A 16,998-nucleotide genomic window follows, 5' to 3' on the forward strand; every position below is an offset into this window, starting at 1 on the left:
GGCGGTTAAACATGGGACAAGGGAACCGGGGAGCAGCGTTCGAGAATCTACTAAATTACACAAATGAATCTTATGAGAATAGAGAGCTTGCGGTTATCAATAAAAGATCGACACCAGTAAAAGTAACTCGGAGCAAAGGAACAAAAGTACTTGCAGGATTCTTTGAAGCTAAGTCAACAGTTGATTATGACGGCATTTATCGAGGACGAGCAGTATTTTTTGAAGCTAAGTCAATTCAAGAACTTGATCGATTTGACCTAAAGAAGGTTGAGGATCATCAGTATGAACATTTAGAGAAGTGCCATAAATTTGGAGCACTATGCTTCGTATTAGTGGAGTTTAGAAAGCAACGCAAAACATATCTTCTCCCGTTTACTGCACTGAGAGCATACAAGATGGAGGCAGCTCGTGGAGGGCATAAGAGTATGACACTAGATAACATGGAGATAGATGCCTATGAAGTTAGTTCAGGACGAAGCATGCCACTAGATTATTTAGCTACAGTTGATAGAGTTTGGTTCGAGGACACTCAGAAGAATGCCTGATAGAAATGGCTGGCTGACCCGTAACGAAGCTGCAGAATGTGGTAAGCCACTTTATATCACAGGCGGTCCCGGATGGCGTCCAGAACGTCCCAAAGGATGGGCGATCCTACCAAAATATCGATGTGCGCAACTTAAAGCTCATGTGGAAGCTACCGAACAGCCTGTTGCTTATCTTCATGTACGAAATGCAATTCCACCTTATAGCTATGCTCCATTGTACGCTCGGGATAAACAACAGATCGAAGTAAACCAGCTCACGCCAGGCGAACTTGCAGAAGCGGAGAGAGGATCATGATTCTGGTATGTCTCCAGTGTGGATCAGATATGAGGGAAATAACCCTGGACTTATACCGTTGTACTGAATGTGAGTGGGAGGCAGAGCAATTATCTATAGGACAACCTACTAAACAAAATCAAAGAGAGATGAGGTGTAGCATGGTTCAAGAAACCCCTCATAAAACTTTCTGGAAACCGCAGAAACAAGAGAAACCCAAGAAGACAAGCAGCTTAGGGCAGCGGAAGAAGGAGAAGAAAGAGGTATCTCCTTTGAAGCAAAAGATATTCGCAGAACACAAGTCAGGTAAAAGTTCAAAACAGCGCTGTGAGTTTCCAGCGGCAGTAATTAAGGAATTGATTGCAGAGGCTGACGGTAAATGTTCACATTGTAAAACTGCCCCGGATACAACAACACATCATGTAATGCCACGAGGAAGAAAGGGCAGGGGAGTTAAGACAAATGGATTACGCCTTTGTGGGGTCTGCCATGACATTATCCAAACAGATGAAGAGCTCTTGCAGTACTGGATTTCAGTGTTTTGGAATAAATACGGCGATTACTTCTGGTTTGATGAACAAGACTGGAATGAACACAATCACAAGTTAAACAAGCAACTTGAGTTGGAGAAAGCAAGGGATGAGCGGCTGCAGCAGATTGAACCTATAGCGGATTTAATCGCAACGGCAGCTGGTAGGGATCTTCGAGTAAAAGAAATTAGATTACTGGAATCCTTAGAAACTAAGGATCTGAACACCTTCACATCAATGTTTACTGATGCTCTTAATGGCTATGCTGCACAGGGATCTTACCATCCTAATGACCGATTTGAAGATTAGAAAATTCATATAACAACGTGAGGTGATTAGTATAATGACTGAAACAGAACAGCGCAGACACTTCCAGCGGATTAAATCCCTGAGTAACGATAAGTTTTGGCGGTACATGAATGTACTTCACACAAGGGCGTACACCAAAGCTGAAAACCATTATCAAGAGGCTATGGATATCGTATTAACACCAAAGCAAAAAGCAGCAGTAATTGCTAAGGCTAATGAGATTCGAGAGTTATGGGATGGCATACCTTCAATCACGTTAGATGCTACAGAGGATGCAGAAATGCGGGAGTTGGGAGTTTAAAACAATTTCGGGCATAGCCCATAAGGAGAGAGAGCGAGAAATGATCAATAAAGAAATGTATTTCGAAGACAATCTTGCTTCGCAGGGAACAAGTTTTTATCTAAGAGATGAATCAGATAATGCCTCGGCTGTTATGGGTCTTATATTTGAAAAGATGAAAGAACGAGGATGGTTCATTCAGACAGATCAGCGTATTTTAAGAGATTACGCTTGTTTGGCAAAAGACCACTTTGAGGGGCAGAAGGGAAATCTTAAGTTTAAGGCTGAAAAATACCGCATGGGATTTAAAATTGAATTTTTCCAAGAAATAAACACCGTCAATAAAAGCGGCGGATACTATGATTTCGATAAATTAAAGCTCATGCCATACTTGCTTCGCTTGTCATTTCTAACTGAATTAAAACACATTAAAGAAACGTGCAAGGAAGATGGGTATACGGATCAATCCAAGCCGGTTACAGTCAGGGCTTTTGATAAAGTGATGGACCATATTAAAAGCTCTTGTCATTACAAAGAAGGAAAAGAATTACCGGAGTATGAGGTACCAAGCTACAACAGCAAAGATAAAGACGGAAAGCGCATCCGGAATGGAGAAGTTAAGTATTTCAGAGACCGTAAAGGGTGTTTGCAGCGTGGCATTGTTTACCACAATATCAACAACATGTGGTGGGTCATACTGCATGAATATAACTACAGAAATATAGCGAGTTTTGAGTTCTTTGATTTAGACAGTGAGGAAAACCGGAAACGAAAACTGATCAAAAAATCTGGCCATCATAAACCAGCAGCGCGCATTAAATTCAGCGAAACTGTGGCAACCCAGATTAGCAAGGAATGCAAGGTCATAGGCAAAGAAGGACGCTTAGTGAAAGCAAATGAGATGCTCTCGAAGCTTTATAAATTTGATTGGACTTCAAGACTTTTCGCATTTGAATTAAAAGCCAACGGACGGTTGTCCCTGATAGAAACCGAAAGCAAGGCATGGGGGAACCACAAGGTACATGAGATCCCTGTAAAGCTTAGTTTATATGGTCGAACATTACCAATGTCCAGTACAGAAAGCTATTGGGTGAAGGCTCTGAGGGAATATGTGGTTTATGGGAAACGAACGATTACAGAATGGTTTTGTAAGGATAGCAACGGGCAGGGACCAGACGCACATTACTGGCCGGAAGTTCGGAAGATAGCCTGGGAAATAGGTGCATTAGTATCTTAAATGACCAAGGAGAATTGAGGGTTAACCACCCTCTTTCCTATAAAGGAGCTGATAAGCATGATAAAACTCACGGAAGTACTTCTAAATGGGCGCGGAGATATTGCAAGTGAAACACCTGTATTCATTCCGGTAGATGTAGTGTTTAGAACTTACAAAGTCTATACCGATGTCACGATTCCTGGTGCCGGACATGCGCTGGTTAAGGAGAGCCCAGAAGAGATTGCCAACATGATCCTTGATTATAAACTGGCTATGGAAAGATACAAGGCATCCAGCATAGCAGCCTACCTCTATCGTACACAAGAAGACGAAAATCCATATACGCCGCCGCTTGATCAAGAGTTTATTTTTGGGAGACTAGCCGGAGTCGAGCGCTTTAAAAAATCCATTTCAGGGGAGGCATAACCAGTATGAGCACATTAACACTCGATCAAATGTATGAAATGCAGAAAGTATTGGATGCACGGATCATCAAAGAAAAGGGTCTTGAAGGAGTTGACCTGCTGCCTAATACAGTCTTAGCTCTTCAGGTAGAAATCGGAGAATTGGCAAATGAATGGCGCGGTTTCAAGCATTGGAGCAATGATCAAGAACCTCGCCTTGAACGTAAATGCCACGCTTGCAGAGGTAAAGGTGGATTCAGTATCGGAACAACAGCGGAAGGCGATGACATCCTCGATCCATGTCTATATTGCGATGAAACTGGAATTGAGTCTCGTCCACTGATTGAAGAGTACGTAGACTGTCTACACTTCTTCCTGAGTATCGCACGACAGCTCGACCTTCCGGCGGATCGCTTATACATCCCGGATGATGTAGCGGAATTAGAAACGGTTGTTCTATTCACGGAGATTTTACACAATGTCGGAATGATCGTTGGGAGCGAATTTTTGGTCGGAGGATACGAAAGATTCAAAGATCAGCAATGTCACTTTTTCCGGGGAGCGCTGGCTTGCTTTTACTCGCTTGGTGAGCAACGCCTTGGCTTCTCATTTGAACAGATCACTGAAGCCTATGCAGCCAAGAACAAAGTAAACCATGATCGTCAATCCAATGGATATTAAGAGAGGGTGACATTATGACTGAACTCAAGAAATGTCCCGGATGTGGTCGTCCGCTCTGCCAACTCTGTAATGAGCATCATTCTGAACTGGTCATGAAAAATAAGTTCAACGGCAATGAACTCGAAGTTTGCAAGGCATGCCATAAGGAGGTATGGGGCAAATGAGTGAATCAGGAAAAGTTTCCTTACCGACACCAGAACGGATAGAAGAGATCAAACAAACTGCTGATGATAGTTGGTTTGCTGCTGACAATTCAAGAGGAGCAGAAGCGCACTTGAGAGGTGAAGTGTTTGCCTTATGTGAAGGCACGAACGAGTTGTTGGCTGCTCTAGAAGAGTCACGGAAAGAGGCTGAAAAACATCGGAAGGTTGCTGAAGCTAAGATACTCTTCGTAAGCCAAGGAAATGAAGATTATATGTACGGTCTACAAGAAGATTTGATAGAGGCACAGCAGACCATAGCCCGACTTGACCGATATGCAGGAGCAGTTGAATCCATACTTGATAGGGCACGGGATGCCATAAGTGATGATGACAAGATCGGATATCAGCACGGATTGAAAGACATAATTTCCACGGCCCGAGCAGCCATAGAAAATAAGGAAGGGGAGATATAATGCGCAAACATAAAAGACGTAATCAGAAGAAATGGTTCAGGATTGTTGCTCAGAACATTCATCAAGGCAAGCAAATATCTCATTTCCACGCTCAAAGGATAGTCGAAAGTGTCCAGTTGTTTGCGGATTCTCAATATCATAACGTGTTTCGTCCTTGGTGGTATGAACAACTGGAAAGCAATTCAAAACTGGACTTGCTTACAGAACATAAACGGCATTTCAAGGAAGTGGAACAGAAGCTCATTGAAATGACTGGAATTACTTCGGAAGAATTCAATCAAATTGCTATATCTCTGAAGAGAACCACTTCAAGAAAGCCAAGGAAGAGTAAAGAGAAACCTAAACAACCAGTGCGAAAGTTGAGAAAAGCAGAGGAATTTGAAATACGAATGATGAAGGGTGATTTTCAGACAGTCACAGGCGAGAAAGTGTTCACTGTTGGAACTCATGACTTCTTTATTTATCGAACGGAAGGTAGACATTTCGACTTCTGGACCGTTTCAGACGTTGATACTGGAACCAAAATATACAGCCATGAACGATATAAAGAGGCGGTTCGTAAGGCTAAGGAGATCATCACAAAGCATTATGACTCTTATGTGACTCAAGTAGCTAAGATCAAGGAGGGTAAGTCATGACACAGGTAAAGGATAAGACAAACATTTGCCCCCGAGAGAGGGCAGAGGCGGCATATATCACGCTACAGGGGGCTACATGAAAAAGCTAAGCCTGTTCAGTGGAATTGGTGGTATTGATTTAGCAGCTGAGTGGGCCGGTATGCAGACAGTGGCATTCTGTGAGAGAGAACTATTCCCTCAGGAGGTACTGCGTAAACACTGGCCTGATAAACCAATCTATGACGACGTATGTACGTTAACGAAAGCGAGGTTAGAAGCAGATGGAATCAACACTAGAACAATTAGAGCTCTTTCCGCCGGATATCCTTGCCAGGGTGAAAGTTACGCCGGGGACAGAGAAGGCGCGTTCGATTACCGATGGCTCTGGCCAGAAACTGCTCGAATCTTGGATGAAATCCAGCCCCCTTGGTTTATTGGTGAGAACGTTAGTGGGCACATCACAATGGGGCTCGACACGGTGCTTACTGACTTGGGACATCTCAACTACACCGCAAGGCCGTTTCATATACCAGCTATCGCCATTGATGGGGACCATGAACGATACCGCGTATTCGTTGTGGCCCACTCCAACGAAGAGTCAGGATTACAAGCGCGTCAGAAAATTAGCGCCATCGGAGAAGAATGGGAAGCATGGGAAGATGCTCGTAGGCGTAGTTGGAGACCGATTCCCAAAACTGATTGGAACGTATCTGGACCCCCGGTTTATGGAAAACCTGATGGGCTTCCCGGAAGATTGGACGTTTATCGCAAAGACCGATGTTTCGCACTAGGAAACGCAGTAAATCCATATCAAATCTATCCGATACTAGCTGCAATTAAAGCGATAGATGATGCGCTAGGCCGTTAGGCCATCGTCCGACAGCATAAACCCAGCAACGCGGGGGCCGTACCAGATCATTAAGGGAGTAGGAGTATCCCTCCTCTCCCAAAGGAAGAGTAAAAGGAGGATGAATGAAAATGGATGAAAATACGTGGGGCTTACAGTTTGTAAGAATTGATGTCCAAGCGAATGAAATTGAAACTTTGCTGATATTAAAAGGAGTTTCGGAGGAGTATGCAAGAGAAACATTTAACCGTATCAAATTGGAATTTTCCGAGAACAAAGGAGAGCCTGACTGCGTGGTTGATTTGCTCGATGAAGACGACAGCATTGTTGATGATTTCGGAATTACTCTTTCTCAGGCTAAATCTATTGCGTCACTGCTTGGTCATTCGATAGTTACTGAATAGTACGAAGATACAGGGACAGAGAGGGTTAATAGCCCTCCTCTCCCACAAGGAGGATATAAGAGATGAGTGCTAACCGAACAATACTAGAAGGTGCAAATTATCCATCGTATGTACTTGATTCAATGAGTGAAGAAGAAATGATAGGTGAAATTGAGGTTATCGGACTCGAACCAGTTTATGGGGAGGAAGCCCAATGACACAAAGGGACTGGCAAAAGGATATGGAGATGGCACATACAGCCAGATACGAGCATACCATCATCCACCTTAACAATGTGCTTGATTCACTGTTCTACTGGCTGGGTGCATATGGCGGCTTAGAATCAGCATATGAAAAACAAATAGCTGAGTCTGGAAAATATTCGAAGCGTGCAGACGCAGCAGAGGCTCGAGTAAAAGAATTAGAGAATAGCGCACGTTTCGAATTAATACGTCATATCCGCACTGAAGCAGATAGAAAAGAATATCTTCTTGCTGAGGAAATAATTCGGCTGGAGGAACGGGAAAAGCAACTAAAAGAGGAATCGTCCGAGGCTATAGAGGGGTTATACCAAATCATTCAGCGCGGTGACTTAACAAGTCTCGACTTGGACCAAGCAGAGGAAGTTTATAAGAGATTCAGGTCCACCCTTTACCCAGATACCCCAGCACCCAAGGAGGGCAGCCATGAACCTAGTGAAATTAAAAGACGTGATTGAGACATTGGATAATCTCAAGGACAACTATAATGATCTGCGCTTGTTGATCGCTGACCAAGTAAGAGACAAACAAATTGCAGAAGCGAAAGATAACTTTGAGAAGTTGGAGAGCTTAGGAAAAGCAATAGAGCAAATGGAAAACTTGAATGTCCAAGTATAGACGAATGGAGGCCGCAGGTTTGGCTGTACTGAACTTATAAGGGGGCTGAGACAATGAAACCGGGAAAAACAAACAGAGGATTCGACATTATAGAATTTGAGGATTTATACGGAGACAAATGCTCAATACAGAAATCTTCCTTGGCTACAGAGGACGCTATATGGATCGGAGTCAGCGATGCCAATCCGCAAATCATGGCAAGTCAAACACCACAAGGTGGAACGGGCTGGGTTCCGTTTGCCTTACCGGAGGGCGTATTGCTGAGTACAAGGATGCACATTAATCAGGATCAGGCTAAAGAAATAATCGAAATACTGCAAAGATTCGTTGATACAGGTGACATTTAGGGGGCTGAGACCCCACACATTTAGGTATAAGGGGGAGAAGAGGATGGGTATTCCAAATCAAGGACACGGCGAAGTGGTGCTAATGCAATGTGAGGGCGGTCACGTACAGTTGAGGGACGATTTAACCCGGTTCTGGTGCGCTTGTGGTCAGCCTGCAGTTGCTTGGTCCGATGAGGTCCTACCGCAGTATAGCTTCAAATGCATCAAATGCAATCATCAGGCCGAAGGCCATCGAGACGCGACCGAATAGACCCAACGAAGTGGGGGCCGGGGTAAGGTTTACATAACTTCTGCTCCCCATAAAGAGAGGAACAAGACACTAAAAAGCGAGGTCAGTAGAATGAGATACAAGGACACTCAAAAAGCATTGTCGGACGGGCATAGACAATTTATTTTTACTGCAAGCCCTGGAGAGCCTGTAGATGTACTGGAGTGGGGTCCAAGCTGGGTTAGATTCAAAGATACGTACAACACATATCCTATTAGTACAAACATGAAGATGTTTTCTATGTTGGTGGAAGGTATTTATACAGAAAAAAGCCCTGACGCATCAGGGCAATAGCAGCTTTTATCCTCGACCAAATTATACCACAAAGGGGAATGAGGATGAACATCGCCAATAGCAAGGCTCCTGTAGTAAAGGTAACGGACTTAGGTCCAGCAACTGCCCTAAACTATCAACTCTCCCTCAAAGGCGCGGAGCGAGCATACAGGAAGGCAGACGCTGATGATAAAAAGGTTATCTCTGGAATGAAATCTGACTGTGAGTTTGTCATTGAGTGGCTGAATTCAGGACGGAGACCAGGGAATAAGCGTGGAATTGAACGACGAGCTGGCTATGAACGGGAAATATTGCTGGATCCAATACGAATGCAGGCTTTCGCTAGTGATTCGAAGGCGGGAAGTCCAGCCAACCTTTCAGATGAACAACGGTTCCAATTAGAATATGCCCTTAATCAATTAAGCGAACGGGAAAGAGAATGTTATACCTTAGCACATGGTCAATGCTTTCCACATTCTGAGATTGCCAAGATGCTCGGGATTACTTACGGGAGTGTGAGTGAATATGTGCAGCGAGCCCAACGAAAGATTAGTGACATAGTAGATAACTCGTTGTTTTTTATCTAGATTACACTATATAGGAAAAAGCTATCAGCGATAATATGTTGATAGCTTTTATATATGGGGATTTAATGAATTTTCCAAAGTTTAACAGGAAAAAATAACATGTTATGCTACTATTGTCCTAAATGCAGTATTATTCGACGGGAGTGGTTAAGATGAGCAAAGATATTTTGGGTGATTTACAACCAGAGAGTAGCGAGGATGCACCAGAAAAAAATGAAAAAAAGAAGCTCTCGAAAGAGGAACGTCGACAAAAGGAGATGAGTAACCTTAATAACGCTTTAGCAAGCGGGAATTTGACTACTTTAATTTCAAAAGTAGCCTCTATTTTGAATAGGTTTGAAGAGACCAGAAATTCAGATATGGCGCTTAAAATAAAGTATTGGGAGATATTCGAAGGGTTTACAGGAAATTCTGTGGATGTTAATCAGATGTTCAAACTAACAAGAGATACATCAATTTCTAGGGCACGCGCTAAAATTCAAAATGAATATAAGCTGTATCAAGCTAATGATAGAATAAAAGGATATAGAAATGATAAGGAAGAATTAGAAAAAGAAATTCAACTCTCAACCAAACCCGGAACTCCTAGTATTACTCTTTATACCGACGAAAGCGGAAAAAGTAACGCCGATAAATACATGATTATTGGCGGTCTTTGGATTTTGGAGAGTGATAGGGTTGCATCGTTACATAGGCACTTTGCTGAATGGCGTTCAGAAAGAAAGAATGAAAGAAATATGCCTAAAGAGTTTCATTTTACCGAGATGCGAGGTGGACAATTACAGCACTACAAGGATTTTTTCTCAGAAATGATATCAATGTCTGATATGTTAAGTTTGAAGGCAGTTGTTTTTGATAGAACCAGTAGTAAATTTAAATCCATTGATGAGATGATATATGCACTATATTATCAGCATGTCCATCATGGTGTTCAACATGAAGTTAATTCAGGAAGAATAACATTGCCCAGAACGGTTAACTTTTGGAAGGATCAGGAGATTGGTGCCGACAACCTCTTTATGAATGAATTAGAACAACATCTTGTCACACACTTTGAGGGATACTTTAAAAAGAACTTGACTCTCAATACATTCAGCGCGATTGATTCAAAATGGAGTACATTAATTCAGCTCGCTGACTTATATACAGGGTGCATAAATAGGGCAATAAACTCACCTAAAGACGTAGTGAAAAATCATAAAGATGAATTTGCAGAGTTTGTCTTTAATATTCTTAATCTGGATTTAAGCGATCTCAAAAATCAAGAACAAGATATGGCAATGATTCATTATATATAAACTGTGAGCCGCCTTAGAGTAGGCGGTATTTGTCTAGTAAACGCCCACTATATATAGGAGGAACCTATAAATGGTTCGACTCTTATAATAAATGACGTGTGGAAACAAACCCAACCGATGAGCTCACGGTGAATTGAGCTCAGCAATGTTATAATTCAATTATGGTGGCGGAAGAGAAACGCATAAAAAGACTGGGCAGGTACTGCTGTGCTTCTGAAACTTGTCATGCCAGGGAGAGTGGAGTGGCCCCGGCCCATAACTAATAAATATTTGCAGGATTTGTTTTCCTTTATAACGAATTAAGGTTATGGGAGGTTGATGATCATTGGATTATGTGAAAATTGAAACAGCAACATCATACGATATTCAAAAGTACTTGGATGAAGGCTGGATAATAATCGATACTTCAAAGGAATTTAACGGTCGTGACGATACTTCTATAAAATACCATGTGGGATACCCAACTCAGAAACGAATCCAAGATCTTATGAGAATTATCAGTATGTATGAGGAACATGGATTCAAAAATCTTTTATTTAGTGAAATTGCAAAGAAAAATGGCGTTGATTTAGACGATTATAAGCTGGGCGAATGGTCACTTGATGAAACCTCTCAGATCCTTTCACTTTATGAAAGTGTTGTCCAGAATAAAAAAGTTACTTTTTCAAAGGCTTTGAAACCGATAACTCCTGAGAAAAGAAGTGAACTGTTAGAAAAGATTTATGGTGATGAACCCTTTTGAAATTCTAAACATAAAGCCATCCATAATCAGGGTGGCTTTTTATATTGCCCATAATCTAAACCCCAAAAGCTGCAGAGGTGACGGTGAAGTAAGGTACATGGGATAGCAGGAAAAAAAATCCTTGATGTCGAAATATGATGTTAAAGGGAGATGATTGTATGAATTGGGCTGAAGAAATCATTCAGAATATCAACTCGCATCAGAGATTTGCAGAAGAAGTTGATTTAGCTTTAAATGAGTGTTTGGGACAACTTGAAGATTTAGGCTTAATAGTCAGATATGAATTCTTAACTCTTCATCCGCTTGAATGGGTGGTGGAGATTAACCAGAAAGAGGTTAAGATGGCGGGAGAAGAAATACATCGTAATAAAAAGAGATACGATCAGAATACTGATTTCTTAGATTATGGCGGGTCCACTTTATCTGCAGTTCAAGAATTTTTGAAAAGCAATTACAAAAAAACCTATTAGCACCTTCGGGTGCTTTTTTCATGTCTTAAATACGGGGGTGGTGATAATGTAATGCCAAGAGCACGCGATCCAAACCGTGACCGCGCACTAGAGATATGGCGTGAACACGGTGGGGAAATAACAAACAGGCAGATAGCTGAGCAACTGGACATTGACGAAAAGAAGGTAGCAGTCTGGAAGCAGCGTGATAAATGGATTGTTGTACAACAATCATCTAATAACGTTGTACAACAACCAAAAGAAAAGAAAAGTGTTGTACAACAAAAGAAACAGAAGTCCAATAAACAAAATAAAGAAGTAGCTCGGGGCGATCCGCCAGAAGAAGGTGAGCTGACTGACAAACAAAGAATGTTCGTCCTTGAATATATGCGAGACTTCAACGCAACTAGAGCTGCATTAGCTGCCGGTTATTCAAAGAGAGCTGCTTATTCCATAGGATGGGAAAACCTGAGAAAACCTGAAATTCAGGCGGAGATCACGCTTTTGAAGGAACAAATGACTGCGGAGCTTGGGTTGAGTGTCCACCGGGTCATAGCCGAGTACCTGAAGATTGCGTTTGCTGACACTACCGACTATGTGGATTTTGGGACAAACGAAGAGCCGGTGATAGGAATGGATGGTCCTGTTTATGATGAAGAGGGCGATCCGGTCACGAAAACAGTCAGCTTTGTTCATTTCAAATCAGCTTATGAGGTAGATGGAACTTTGATCAGTGAAGTGAAGCAGGGCCGAGATGGTGTGAGCATTAAGTTTTACGACAAAATGCGAGCACTGAAGGAACTGGAGAAGTACCTAGGTTATATGGATGAAGAAACTAAGCTTCGCGTTCAGAAGATGCAGCTTGAGGTTACGGCTATCAGTAAAACGGTAGAATCCGAGGTCGTATTCATAAAGGATGATCTCCATGAGTAAGGTTATCAGCTTACAGGAGACCGTCGGCAAGGGATACGCGAAGTTTTGGCATTTTAAAGGGCGCTACCGGGTAGTCAAAGGCGGTCGAGGGTCGAAAAAGAGCGTTACAGCCGCTTTATCTATTATTGCAAAGATGATGGAATATCCTTTAGCGAATACTTTAGTTCTGCGTAAGACGTTCAATACTCATAAAGACTCTACCTGGGCACAGCTTAAATGGGCAGCTAATAGGCTAGGAGTGGGTAACAAGTGGCAATTTAAGAAAGTGCCGCTGGAAGCTATATATAAGCCAACAGGACAAAAGATATTGTTCCGTGGCCTAGATGATCCGATGTCAATCACCTCTATTACGGTGGACACCGGATATTTGTGTTGGGCATGGTTTGAAGAAGCCTATCAGATCCTTAACGAAGATGATTTCGATAAGGTGGATATGTCTATTCGTGGTCTGCTGCCTGAAGGATATTATAAGCAGCTAACGATTACTTTTAACCCATGGAATGAAAAGCATTGGTTGAAACATCGCTTCTTCGATACTGAGAACCCAGATACATTCGTGGATACTACAACATACCGCTGTAATGAGTTCCTGGGAGACGAGGACCGCAAGCTATTTGAATGGATGAAGAAGCATAAACCAAAGCGTCATAGGGTAGAGGGTGACGGAGATTGGGGTATCGCTGAGGGTGCTATATATGAAGACTGGCGGGAAGAAGAGTTTGATTACCGAACTATTGCCAAGCAAAAGGGCTACAGGGCAGTGTTTGGACTCGACTTTGGTTATACGAATGACCCTACCGCTCTTGTATGCGCTCTGGTCAACAAAGAGGAGAAGAAGCTGTATATCTTCGATGAACACTATGAGCACGGCATGCTGAATGATGATATTGCCGATATGCTGAAAGAAAAAGGCTACTCTAAGGAGCGTATCATTGCGGATTCCTCAGAGCCGAAGTCCATTGCTGAAATCCGCGGCTTCGGGATCGGTAGGATTAGAGCTGCTGAAAAGGGCGGGGATAGCATTAAGGTTGGTATTCAGACCATTCAGCAATATGAAATCATAGTTCATAAATTCAAATGCCCGAATGTCAGCATAGAACTATCAAGCTATGTATGGGAACAGAATAAAGCTGGGAAGTTCACGAAAAAGCCAGTTGATGACTTTAACCATGCTATGGATGCGTTGCGTTATGCTATGGAACAAATCCGCAAACCAGATGCATTCTCATTTGATTAATAGGAGAGGAGGAAACCTATTTGAGTACAACAGAAGAGGTTATCCAGATCATTGAAAAAGGCGCAAAGTCGGCTATGACAGACGAAGAAATTATTAAGCAGGAAATCGATGACTGGTTATCTTCTCAGGAACGTAGGGATATGCTTGCTGGTGAACGCTACTATCGGAATAAGGCAGATATCTTAGAACGTAAGCGAATGACCATTGGAGAAGGCGGGGCGCTAATAGAAGCTAAAAACCTAGCTAATAACAAGATCGTCCATGGATTCTTGCGGAAGCTTATTGACCAGAAAGCTGGCTATCTGCTGAGTAAGGAAATGAGCATCCAGACAAAAAACAAAGTTTATGATGAACTTTTGACAGGAATATTTGATAAAGGGTTTAAACGACTCTTAAAAAGCTTGTTGAAAGAAAGTAGCAAGAAGGGCCGCGCTTGGTTGCATGTTTATTACGACGAAGAAGGCCGTTTCCGGTTTAAGAAGCTGCCTTCTGAAGAAATCATACCACTATGGAAAGACGCCGCTCATACCGAACTAGATGCGATTATCCGCGTATATGAGGTTGACGAATATGAGGGGAAAAAGAAAACAACTATCCAAAAGGTTGAATTCTGGCACTCTAAAGGCGTTAACCGCTATGTGATCGGTACGGGTAGTTTAGCGGTACCGACAACAAGCGGACTGATACCGGATGTAGAATTGGGTGAATCCAGCAGTCATTTTGCTGCTATAGACGGGATTGAAAAAGCTGAACATGCCTTAAACTGGGAGCGCATCCCTTTCATTTGCTTTAAATACAATGAGGACGAGTTACCGCTGATCAGCTTACTTAAATCGCTGATAGATGACTATGATAGAAGCAAGTCTGATAACAGCAATAACTTAGAAGACATTCCCAACAGCATATTTAAACTTAAGGGATATGATGGAACTGATCTTGGTGAGTTCCGGACAAACTTAATGATTTATAGATCTGTTAAGGTAACTGCAGAAGATGGCGCTGATGTCGAAACTATGGATGTCAATATCAACACTGAGGCTTACAAGCTCCATACGGAGATGACCCGGTCTGATATATATGAATTCGGTCGCGGGGTAGATACACAAGCGGATTCATTTGCAACAGCACCGAGCGGGGAAGCTTTGAAATTCCTATATGCTGATTTAGATATGGATGCCAATGATATCGAAAATGAATTCCAGGCAGCGCTTGAACAGTTGCTGTGGTTCGTTAATACTCATCTTGCGAACACCACTAGTATTGATTTTTCTGAGGAAACTGTAAATTTCCTGTTTAATCGGGATATCGTCATTAATGAGTCCCAGGTTATTACTGACGCTAAAAACAGCGTTGGTATAGTCTCCGATGAAACCATACTTGTTAACCATCCATGGGTGACAAATACCAAGGAGGAAATTAAGCGCAAAGCTGATGAAGAAAAGGCAGCGCTGAAAGATATGGAGGATTACGGACTTCAGGGAGATTCTAAAGGCAATGCTAAGCCGGAAGAAGATGATGAGAAATGAGATCAGAAGCTTACTGGTCAAAGCGAATGGAGCAGTTGAATGAATCACTGCTAGATAAAGGTATTCCATTTACGAAGGCGATGAATAAGGAATACCGCAAGGCTCAGATATCCATCCAGATGGACGTTAATAATTTCTATCAGCGGTTCGCAGATAATAACGGGATTGTTAGTTTATCCGCTGCTAAACAAGTTCTCAAAGCAGGCGAGCTCAAAGAATTCAAATGGACCGTTGAGGATTACATTGCTCGTGGTAAAGAAAACGCCATAGATCAGCGGTGGATGAAGGAACTAGAGAATGCCAGCATAAGGGTACGTGTTACCCGCTTAGAGTCCATCCAATTGCAGATGAAGCAACATATCGAGGTATTGTCAGCTAAGCGTTTGACAGGTACAACAGAACTATTAGGTAACGTCTACAAGGATGGTTACTATCGAAGTGTTTTTGAACTGGAAAAGGGTATCGGTATAGGAGCATCATTCTCTAAGATAGATAAGCGGCAGCTTGAAGCTATTCTATCTGCTCCATGGGCGCCAGACGGTAGCAACTTTTCGCAACGTATATGGACTGATCGTGTCAAACTGACTGGAACGCTTCGTAACATATTTAGTCAGGGGCTTATTAGTGGTGATACCTCTAAGCAAATGATAGAGCAGCTTATGAAACACTTCGATGTGTCACGGAAGAATGCAGAGCGGTTAATACTGACGGAATCAGCATACTTCGCTGGTCAGTCTCGTATAGCCGGCTACAAAGAACTTGGAGTAGAGCACTACCGCTACACTGCCACACTAGATAGCCGTACATCCATTACTTGCCGAGATCTAGATGGTAAAGTATTTGATGTTGAAGATGCTCAGGTTAACGTCAATTACCCACCTATGCATGGTTACTGCCGATCAACCACCATACCTCATTATGATGACAACATCAAAGAGAGGGTAGCTCGGGATGAGGACGGTAAGACATACGAAGTGCCAGAGGACATAACATATCCAGAGTGGGAAAAGAAATATGCTCCTGAAGCCTCTGATACGGTTACCGTGGAGGTGCCATCCAAGAAGACACCTGAAACTCCATTACCTACTATTGAAATTCCAGGTGGGCCAACAAGTGATATTCCAATTCCTGAGAAAAGCATCTATACCCTGGAACCAGAGAAATGGTATGATGAAACCGGAAAGACTGCACCACCGCTGATTAATCTCAGTAAGATGGATCTACCGAAGCTGCAGCCAGACATTCCGCGTAAACTAGGTAATATCGATCTGTCTAAACCTGATATCGTCCGCAACTATGTAAAGGATGCTGAGCAAGCTATTAGGAATGCACCAGAAGAACATGCTATTGCTCTCACTAAAGAAGGTGAGGTTATCCATGTTAAGGGTGATAAGGCATCTGTCGATATTACCAAGATCAAACCACCTGAAGTACTTAAAAAGAGCATCGTCACCCATAACCACCCTACAGTGGATGGGGAACCCGGAGGATCATTTAGTCGGGATGATGTCCTAGCATTCATAAAGAATGGAATCAAGGAGTTGAGAGCAGTTGATTCAGGTAGCACGTACATCCTGAAGAAGTCAGCCCCAATAAACCTGAGTACAGATGAGATTAACCGTTTACTTGATAAAGCAGAAGATTCGTATCTTGCATTGCTTACTATTGAGCAGGCACTCACAGGTTATGACGAAAAGCACCTAACCATGGAACAGCTAGTAATGCTTCTTGAATCGCTACAATATACAAAGGAGTGAT

At 42.5% G+C, this 16,998-nt stretch carries 25 protein-coding genes; 24 read left to right on the forward strand and 1 reads right to left on the reverse strand.

Going from position 1 to position 16,998, the window contains the following annotated elements; genetic code table 11:
• The first annotated feature begins 11 nt into the window (after positions 1-11).
• From MKX34_RS11605 to MKX34_RS11635, 7 genes are read left to right on the forward strand one after another with little or no spacing between them, the layout of a single operon-like run.
• Positions 12-545 carry a Holliday junction resolvase RecU gene (locus MKX34_RS11605; protein ID WP_076138858.1) on the forward strand — a complete coding sequence of 178 codons (534 nt, stop codon included), beginning with the start codon at positions 12-14 and terminating at the stop codon, positions 543-545.
• Positions 538-840, forward strand: a complete 303-nt coding sequence (locus MKX34_RS11610; protein ID WP_076208152.1) for a hypothetical protein — start codon at positions 538-540, stop codon at positions 838-840. The genes MKX34_RS11605 and MKX34_RS11610 overlap by 8 nt, the downstream gene beginning before the upstream one ends.
• Positions 841-869: 29 nt before the next feature.
• The gene (locus MKX34_RS11615) at positions 870-1,658 is read left to right on the forward strand and encodes an HNH endonuclease signature motif containing protein (protein WP_339205030.1); all 789 of its coding nucleotides are present in this window, start codon (positions 870-872) and stop codon (positions 1,656-1,658) included.
• A 34-nt stretch (positions 1,659-1,692) separates the two neighbouring features.
• Positions 1,693-1,959, forward strand: coding sequence for a hypothetical protein (locus MKX34_RS11620; protein WP_076296320.1), 267 nt, complete (start codon positions 1,693-1,695; stop codon positions 1,957-1,959).
• 40 nt (positions 1,960-1,999) lie between these two features.
• Complete coding sequence (locus tag MKX34_RS11625; protein ID WP_081383860.1) at positions 2,000-3,175, forward strand: hypothetical protein; 1,176 nt, start codon at positions 2,000-2,002, stop codon at positions 3,173-3,175.
• 57 nt (positions 3,176-3,232) lie between these two features.
• Positions 3,233-3,580 (forward strand): hypothetical protein, encoded by a 348-nt coding sequence (locus MKX34_RS11630; protein ID WP_076296321.1) that lies wholly within the window; start codon positions 3,233-3,235, stop codon positions 3,578-3,580.
• 5 nt (positions 3,581-3,585) lie between these two features.
• Positions 3,586-4,239, forward strand: a complete 654-nt coding sequence (locus tag MKX34_RS11635; protein ID WP_076296322.1) for a dUTP diphosphatase — start codon at positions 3,586-3,588, stop codon at positions 4,237-4,239.
• Here the strand turns inward: MKX34_RS11635 and MKX34_RS11640 are convergent.
• On the reverse strand, positions 4,236-4,382 hold the full coding sequence (locus tag MKX34_RS11640; RefSeq protein ID WP_339205032.1) for a hypothetical protein: 147 nt from the start codon (positions 4,380-4,382) through the stop codon (positions 4,236-4,238). The genes MKX34_RS11635 and MKX34_RS11640 overlap by 4 nt on opposite strands.
• Positions 4,383-4,399: 17 nt before the next feature.
• On the opposite strand from MKX34_RS11640, the gene MKX34_RS11645 reads away from it, so the two are divergent.
• The 17 genes from MKX34_RS11645 to MKX34_RS11725 all read left to right on the forward strand — a co-directional run bounded on the left by MKX34_RS11645 (position 4,400) and on the right by MKX34_RS11725 (position 16,997).
• Complete coding sequence (locus MKX34_RS11645) at positions 4,400-4,855, forward strand: hypothetical protein (RefSeq protein WP_076296323.1); 456 nt, start codon at positions 4,400-4,402, stop codon at positions 4,853-4,855.
• On the forward strand, positions 4,855-5,493 hold the full coding sequence (locus MKX34_RS11650; RefSeq protein WP_076296324.1) for a hypothetical protein: 639 nt from the start codon (positions 4,855-4,857) through the stop codon (positions 5,491-5,493). Before MKX34_RS11645 ends, MKX34_RS11650 begins: the two co-directional genes overlap by 1 nt.
• A gap of 76 nt (positions 5,494-5,569) precedes the next feature.
• Complete coding sequence (locus MKX34_RS11655) at positions 5,570-6,340, forward strand: DNA cytosine methyltransferase (RefSeq protein ID WP_076296325.1); 771 nt, start codon at positions 5,570-5,572, stop codon at positions 6,338-6,340.
• 110 nt (positions 6,341-6,450) lie between these two features.
• Positions 6,451-6,723, forward strand: coding sequence for a hypothetical protein (locus tag MKX34_RS11660; RefSeq protein WP_076296326.1), 273 nt, complete (start codon positions 6,451-6,453; stop codon positions 6,721-6,723).
• A gap of 62 nt (positions 6,724-6,785) precedes the next feature.
• Positions 6,786-6,920 (forward strand): hypothetical protein, encoded by a 135-nt coding sequence (locus tag MKX34_RS11665; RefSeq protein WP_256717602.1) that lies wholly within the window; start codon positions 6,786-6,788, stop codon positions 6,918-6,920.
• Complete coding sequence (locus MKX34_RS11670; protein ID WP_076296327.1) at positions 6,917-7,420, forward strand: hypothetical protein; 504 nt, start codon at positions 6,917-6,919, stop codon at positions 7,418-7,420. The genes MKX34_RS11665 and MKX34_RS11670 overlap by 4 nt, the downstream gene beginning before the upstream one ends.
• Positions 7,389-7,580, forward strand: coding sequence for a hypothetical protein (locus MKX34_RS11675; RefSeq protein ID WP_076296328.1), 192 nt, complete (start codon positions 7,389-7,391; stop codon positions 7,578-7,580). The genes MKX34_RS11670 and MKX34_RS11675 overlap by 32 nt, the downstream gene beginning before the upstream one ends.
• Before the next feature lie 53 nt (positions 7,581-7,633).
• Entirely contained in the window at positions 7,634-7,927 is a 294-nt protein-coding gene (locus MKX34_RS11680; protein ID WP_076296329.1) for a hypothetical protein, read from the forward strand.
• Between the two features lie 340 nt (positions 7,928-8,267).
• Entirely contained in the window at positions 8,268-8,489 is a 222-nt protein-coding gene (locus MKX34_RS11685; RefSeq protein WP_076296331.1) for a hypothetical protein, read from the forward strand.
• Positions 8,490-8,533: 44 nt separating this feature from the next.
• Entirely contained in the window at positions 8,534-9,055 is a 522-nt protein-coding gene (locus tag MKX34_RS11690) for a sigma-70 family RNA polymerase sigma factor (protein WP_305953651.1), read from the forward strand.
• Between the two features lie 152 nt (positions 9,056-9,207).
• On the forward strand, positions 9,208-10,353 hold the full coding sequence (locus tag MKX34_RS11695) for a DUF3800 domain-containing protein (protein WP_076296333.1): 1,146 nt from the start codon (positions 9,208-9,210) through the stop codon (positions 10,351-10,353).
• A gap of 325 nt (positions 10,354-10,678) precedes the next feature.
• Positions 10,679-11,095 carry a hypothetical protein gene (locus MKX34_RS11700; RefSeq protein ID WP_076296334.1) on the forward strand — a complete coding sequence of 139 codons (417 nt, stop codon included), beginning with the start codon at positions 10,679-10,681 and terminating at the stop codon, positions 11,093-11,095.
• 158 nt (positions 11,096-11,253) lie between these two features.
• Positions 11,254-11,565: a hypothetical protein gene (locus tag MKX34_RS11705; RefSeq protein ID WP_076296335.1), complete on the forward strand. Its 312-nt coding sequence runs from the start codon at positions 11,254-11,256 to the stop codon at positions 11,563-11,565.
• A gap of 51 nt (positions 11,566-11,616) precedes the next feature.
• Positions 11,617-12,477 carry a terminase small subunit gene (locus MKX34_RS11710; RefSeq protein WP_076296336.1) on the forward strand — a complete coding sequence of 287 codons (861 nt, stop codon included), beginning with the start codon at positions 11,617-11,619 and terminating at the stop codon, positions 12,475-12,477.
• A complete protein-coding gene (locus MKX34_RS11715; protein ID WP_218642112.1) occupies positions 12,470-13,714 on the forward strand; it encodes a PBSX family phage terminase large subunit in 1,245 nt (414 codons plus the stop codon). The genes MKX34_RS11710 and MKX34_RS11715 overlap by 8 nt, the downstream gene beginning before the upstream one ends.
• A gap of 20 nt (positions 13,715-13,734) precedes the next feature.
• The gene (locus tag MKX34_RS11720) at positions 13,735-15,240 is read left to right on the forward strand and encodes a phage portal protein (RefSeq protein ID WP_256717603.1); all 1,506 of its coding nucleotides are present in this window, start codon (positions 13,735-13,737) and stop codon (positions 15,238-15,240) included.
• Positions 15,237-16,997 carry a minor capsid protein gene (locus MKX34_RS11725; RefSeq protein WP_076296338.1) on the forward strand — a complete coding sequence of 587 codons (1,761 nt, stop codon included), beginning with the start codon at positions 15,237-15,239 and terminating at the stop codon, positions 16,995-16,997. Before MKX34_RS11720 ends, MKX34_RS11725 begins: the two co-directional genes overlap by 4 nt.
• Position 16,998: the final 1 nt, after the last annotated feature.

The organism is Paenibacillus sp. FSL R5-0636 (assembly GCF_037974255.1).
Classification (GTDB): Bacteria; Bacillota; Bacilli; order Paenibacillales; family Paenibacillaceae; genus Paenibacillus_AQ; species Paenibacillus_AQ odorifer.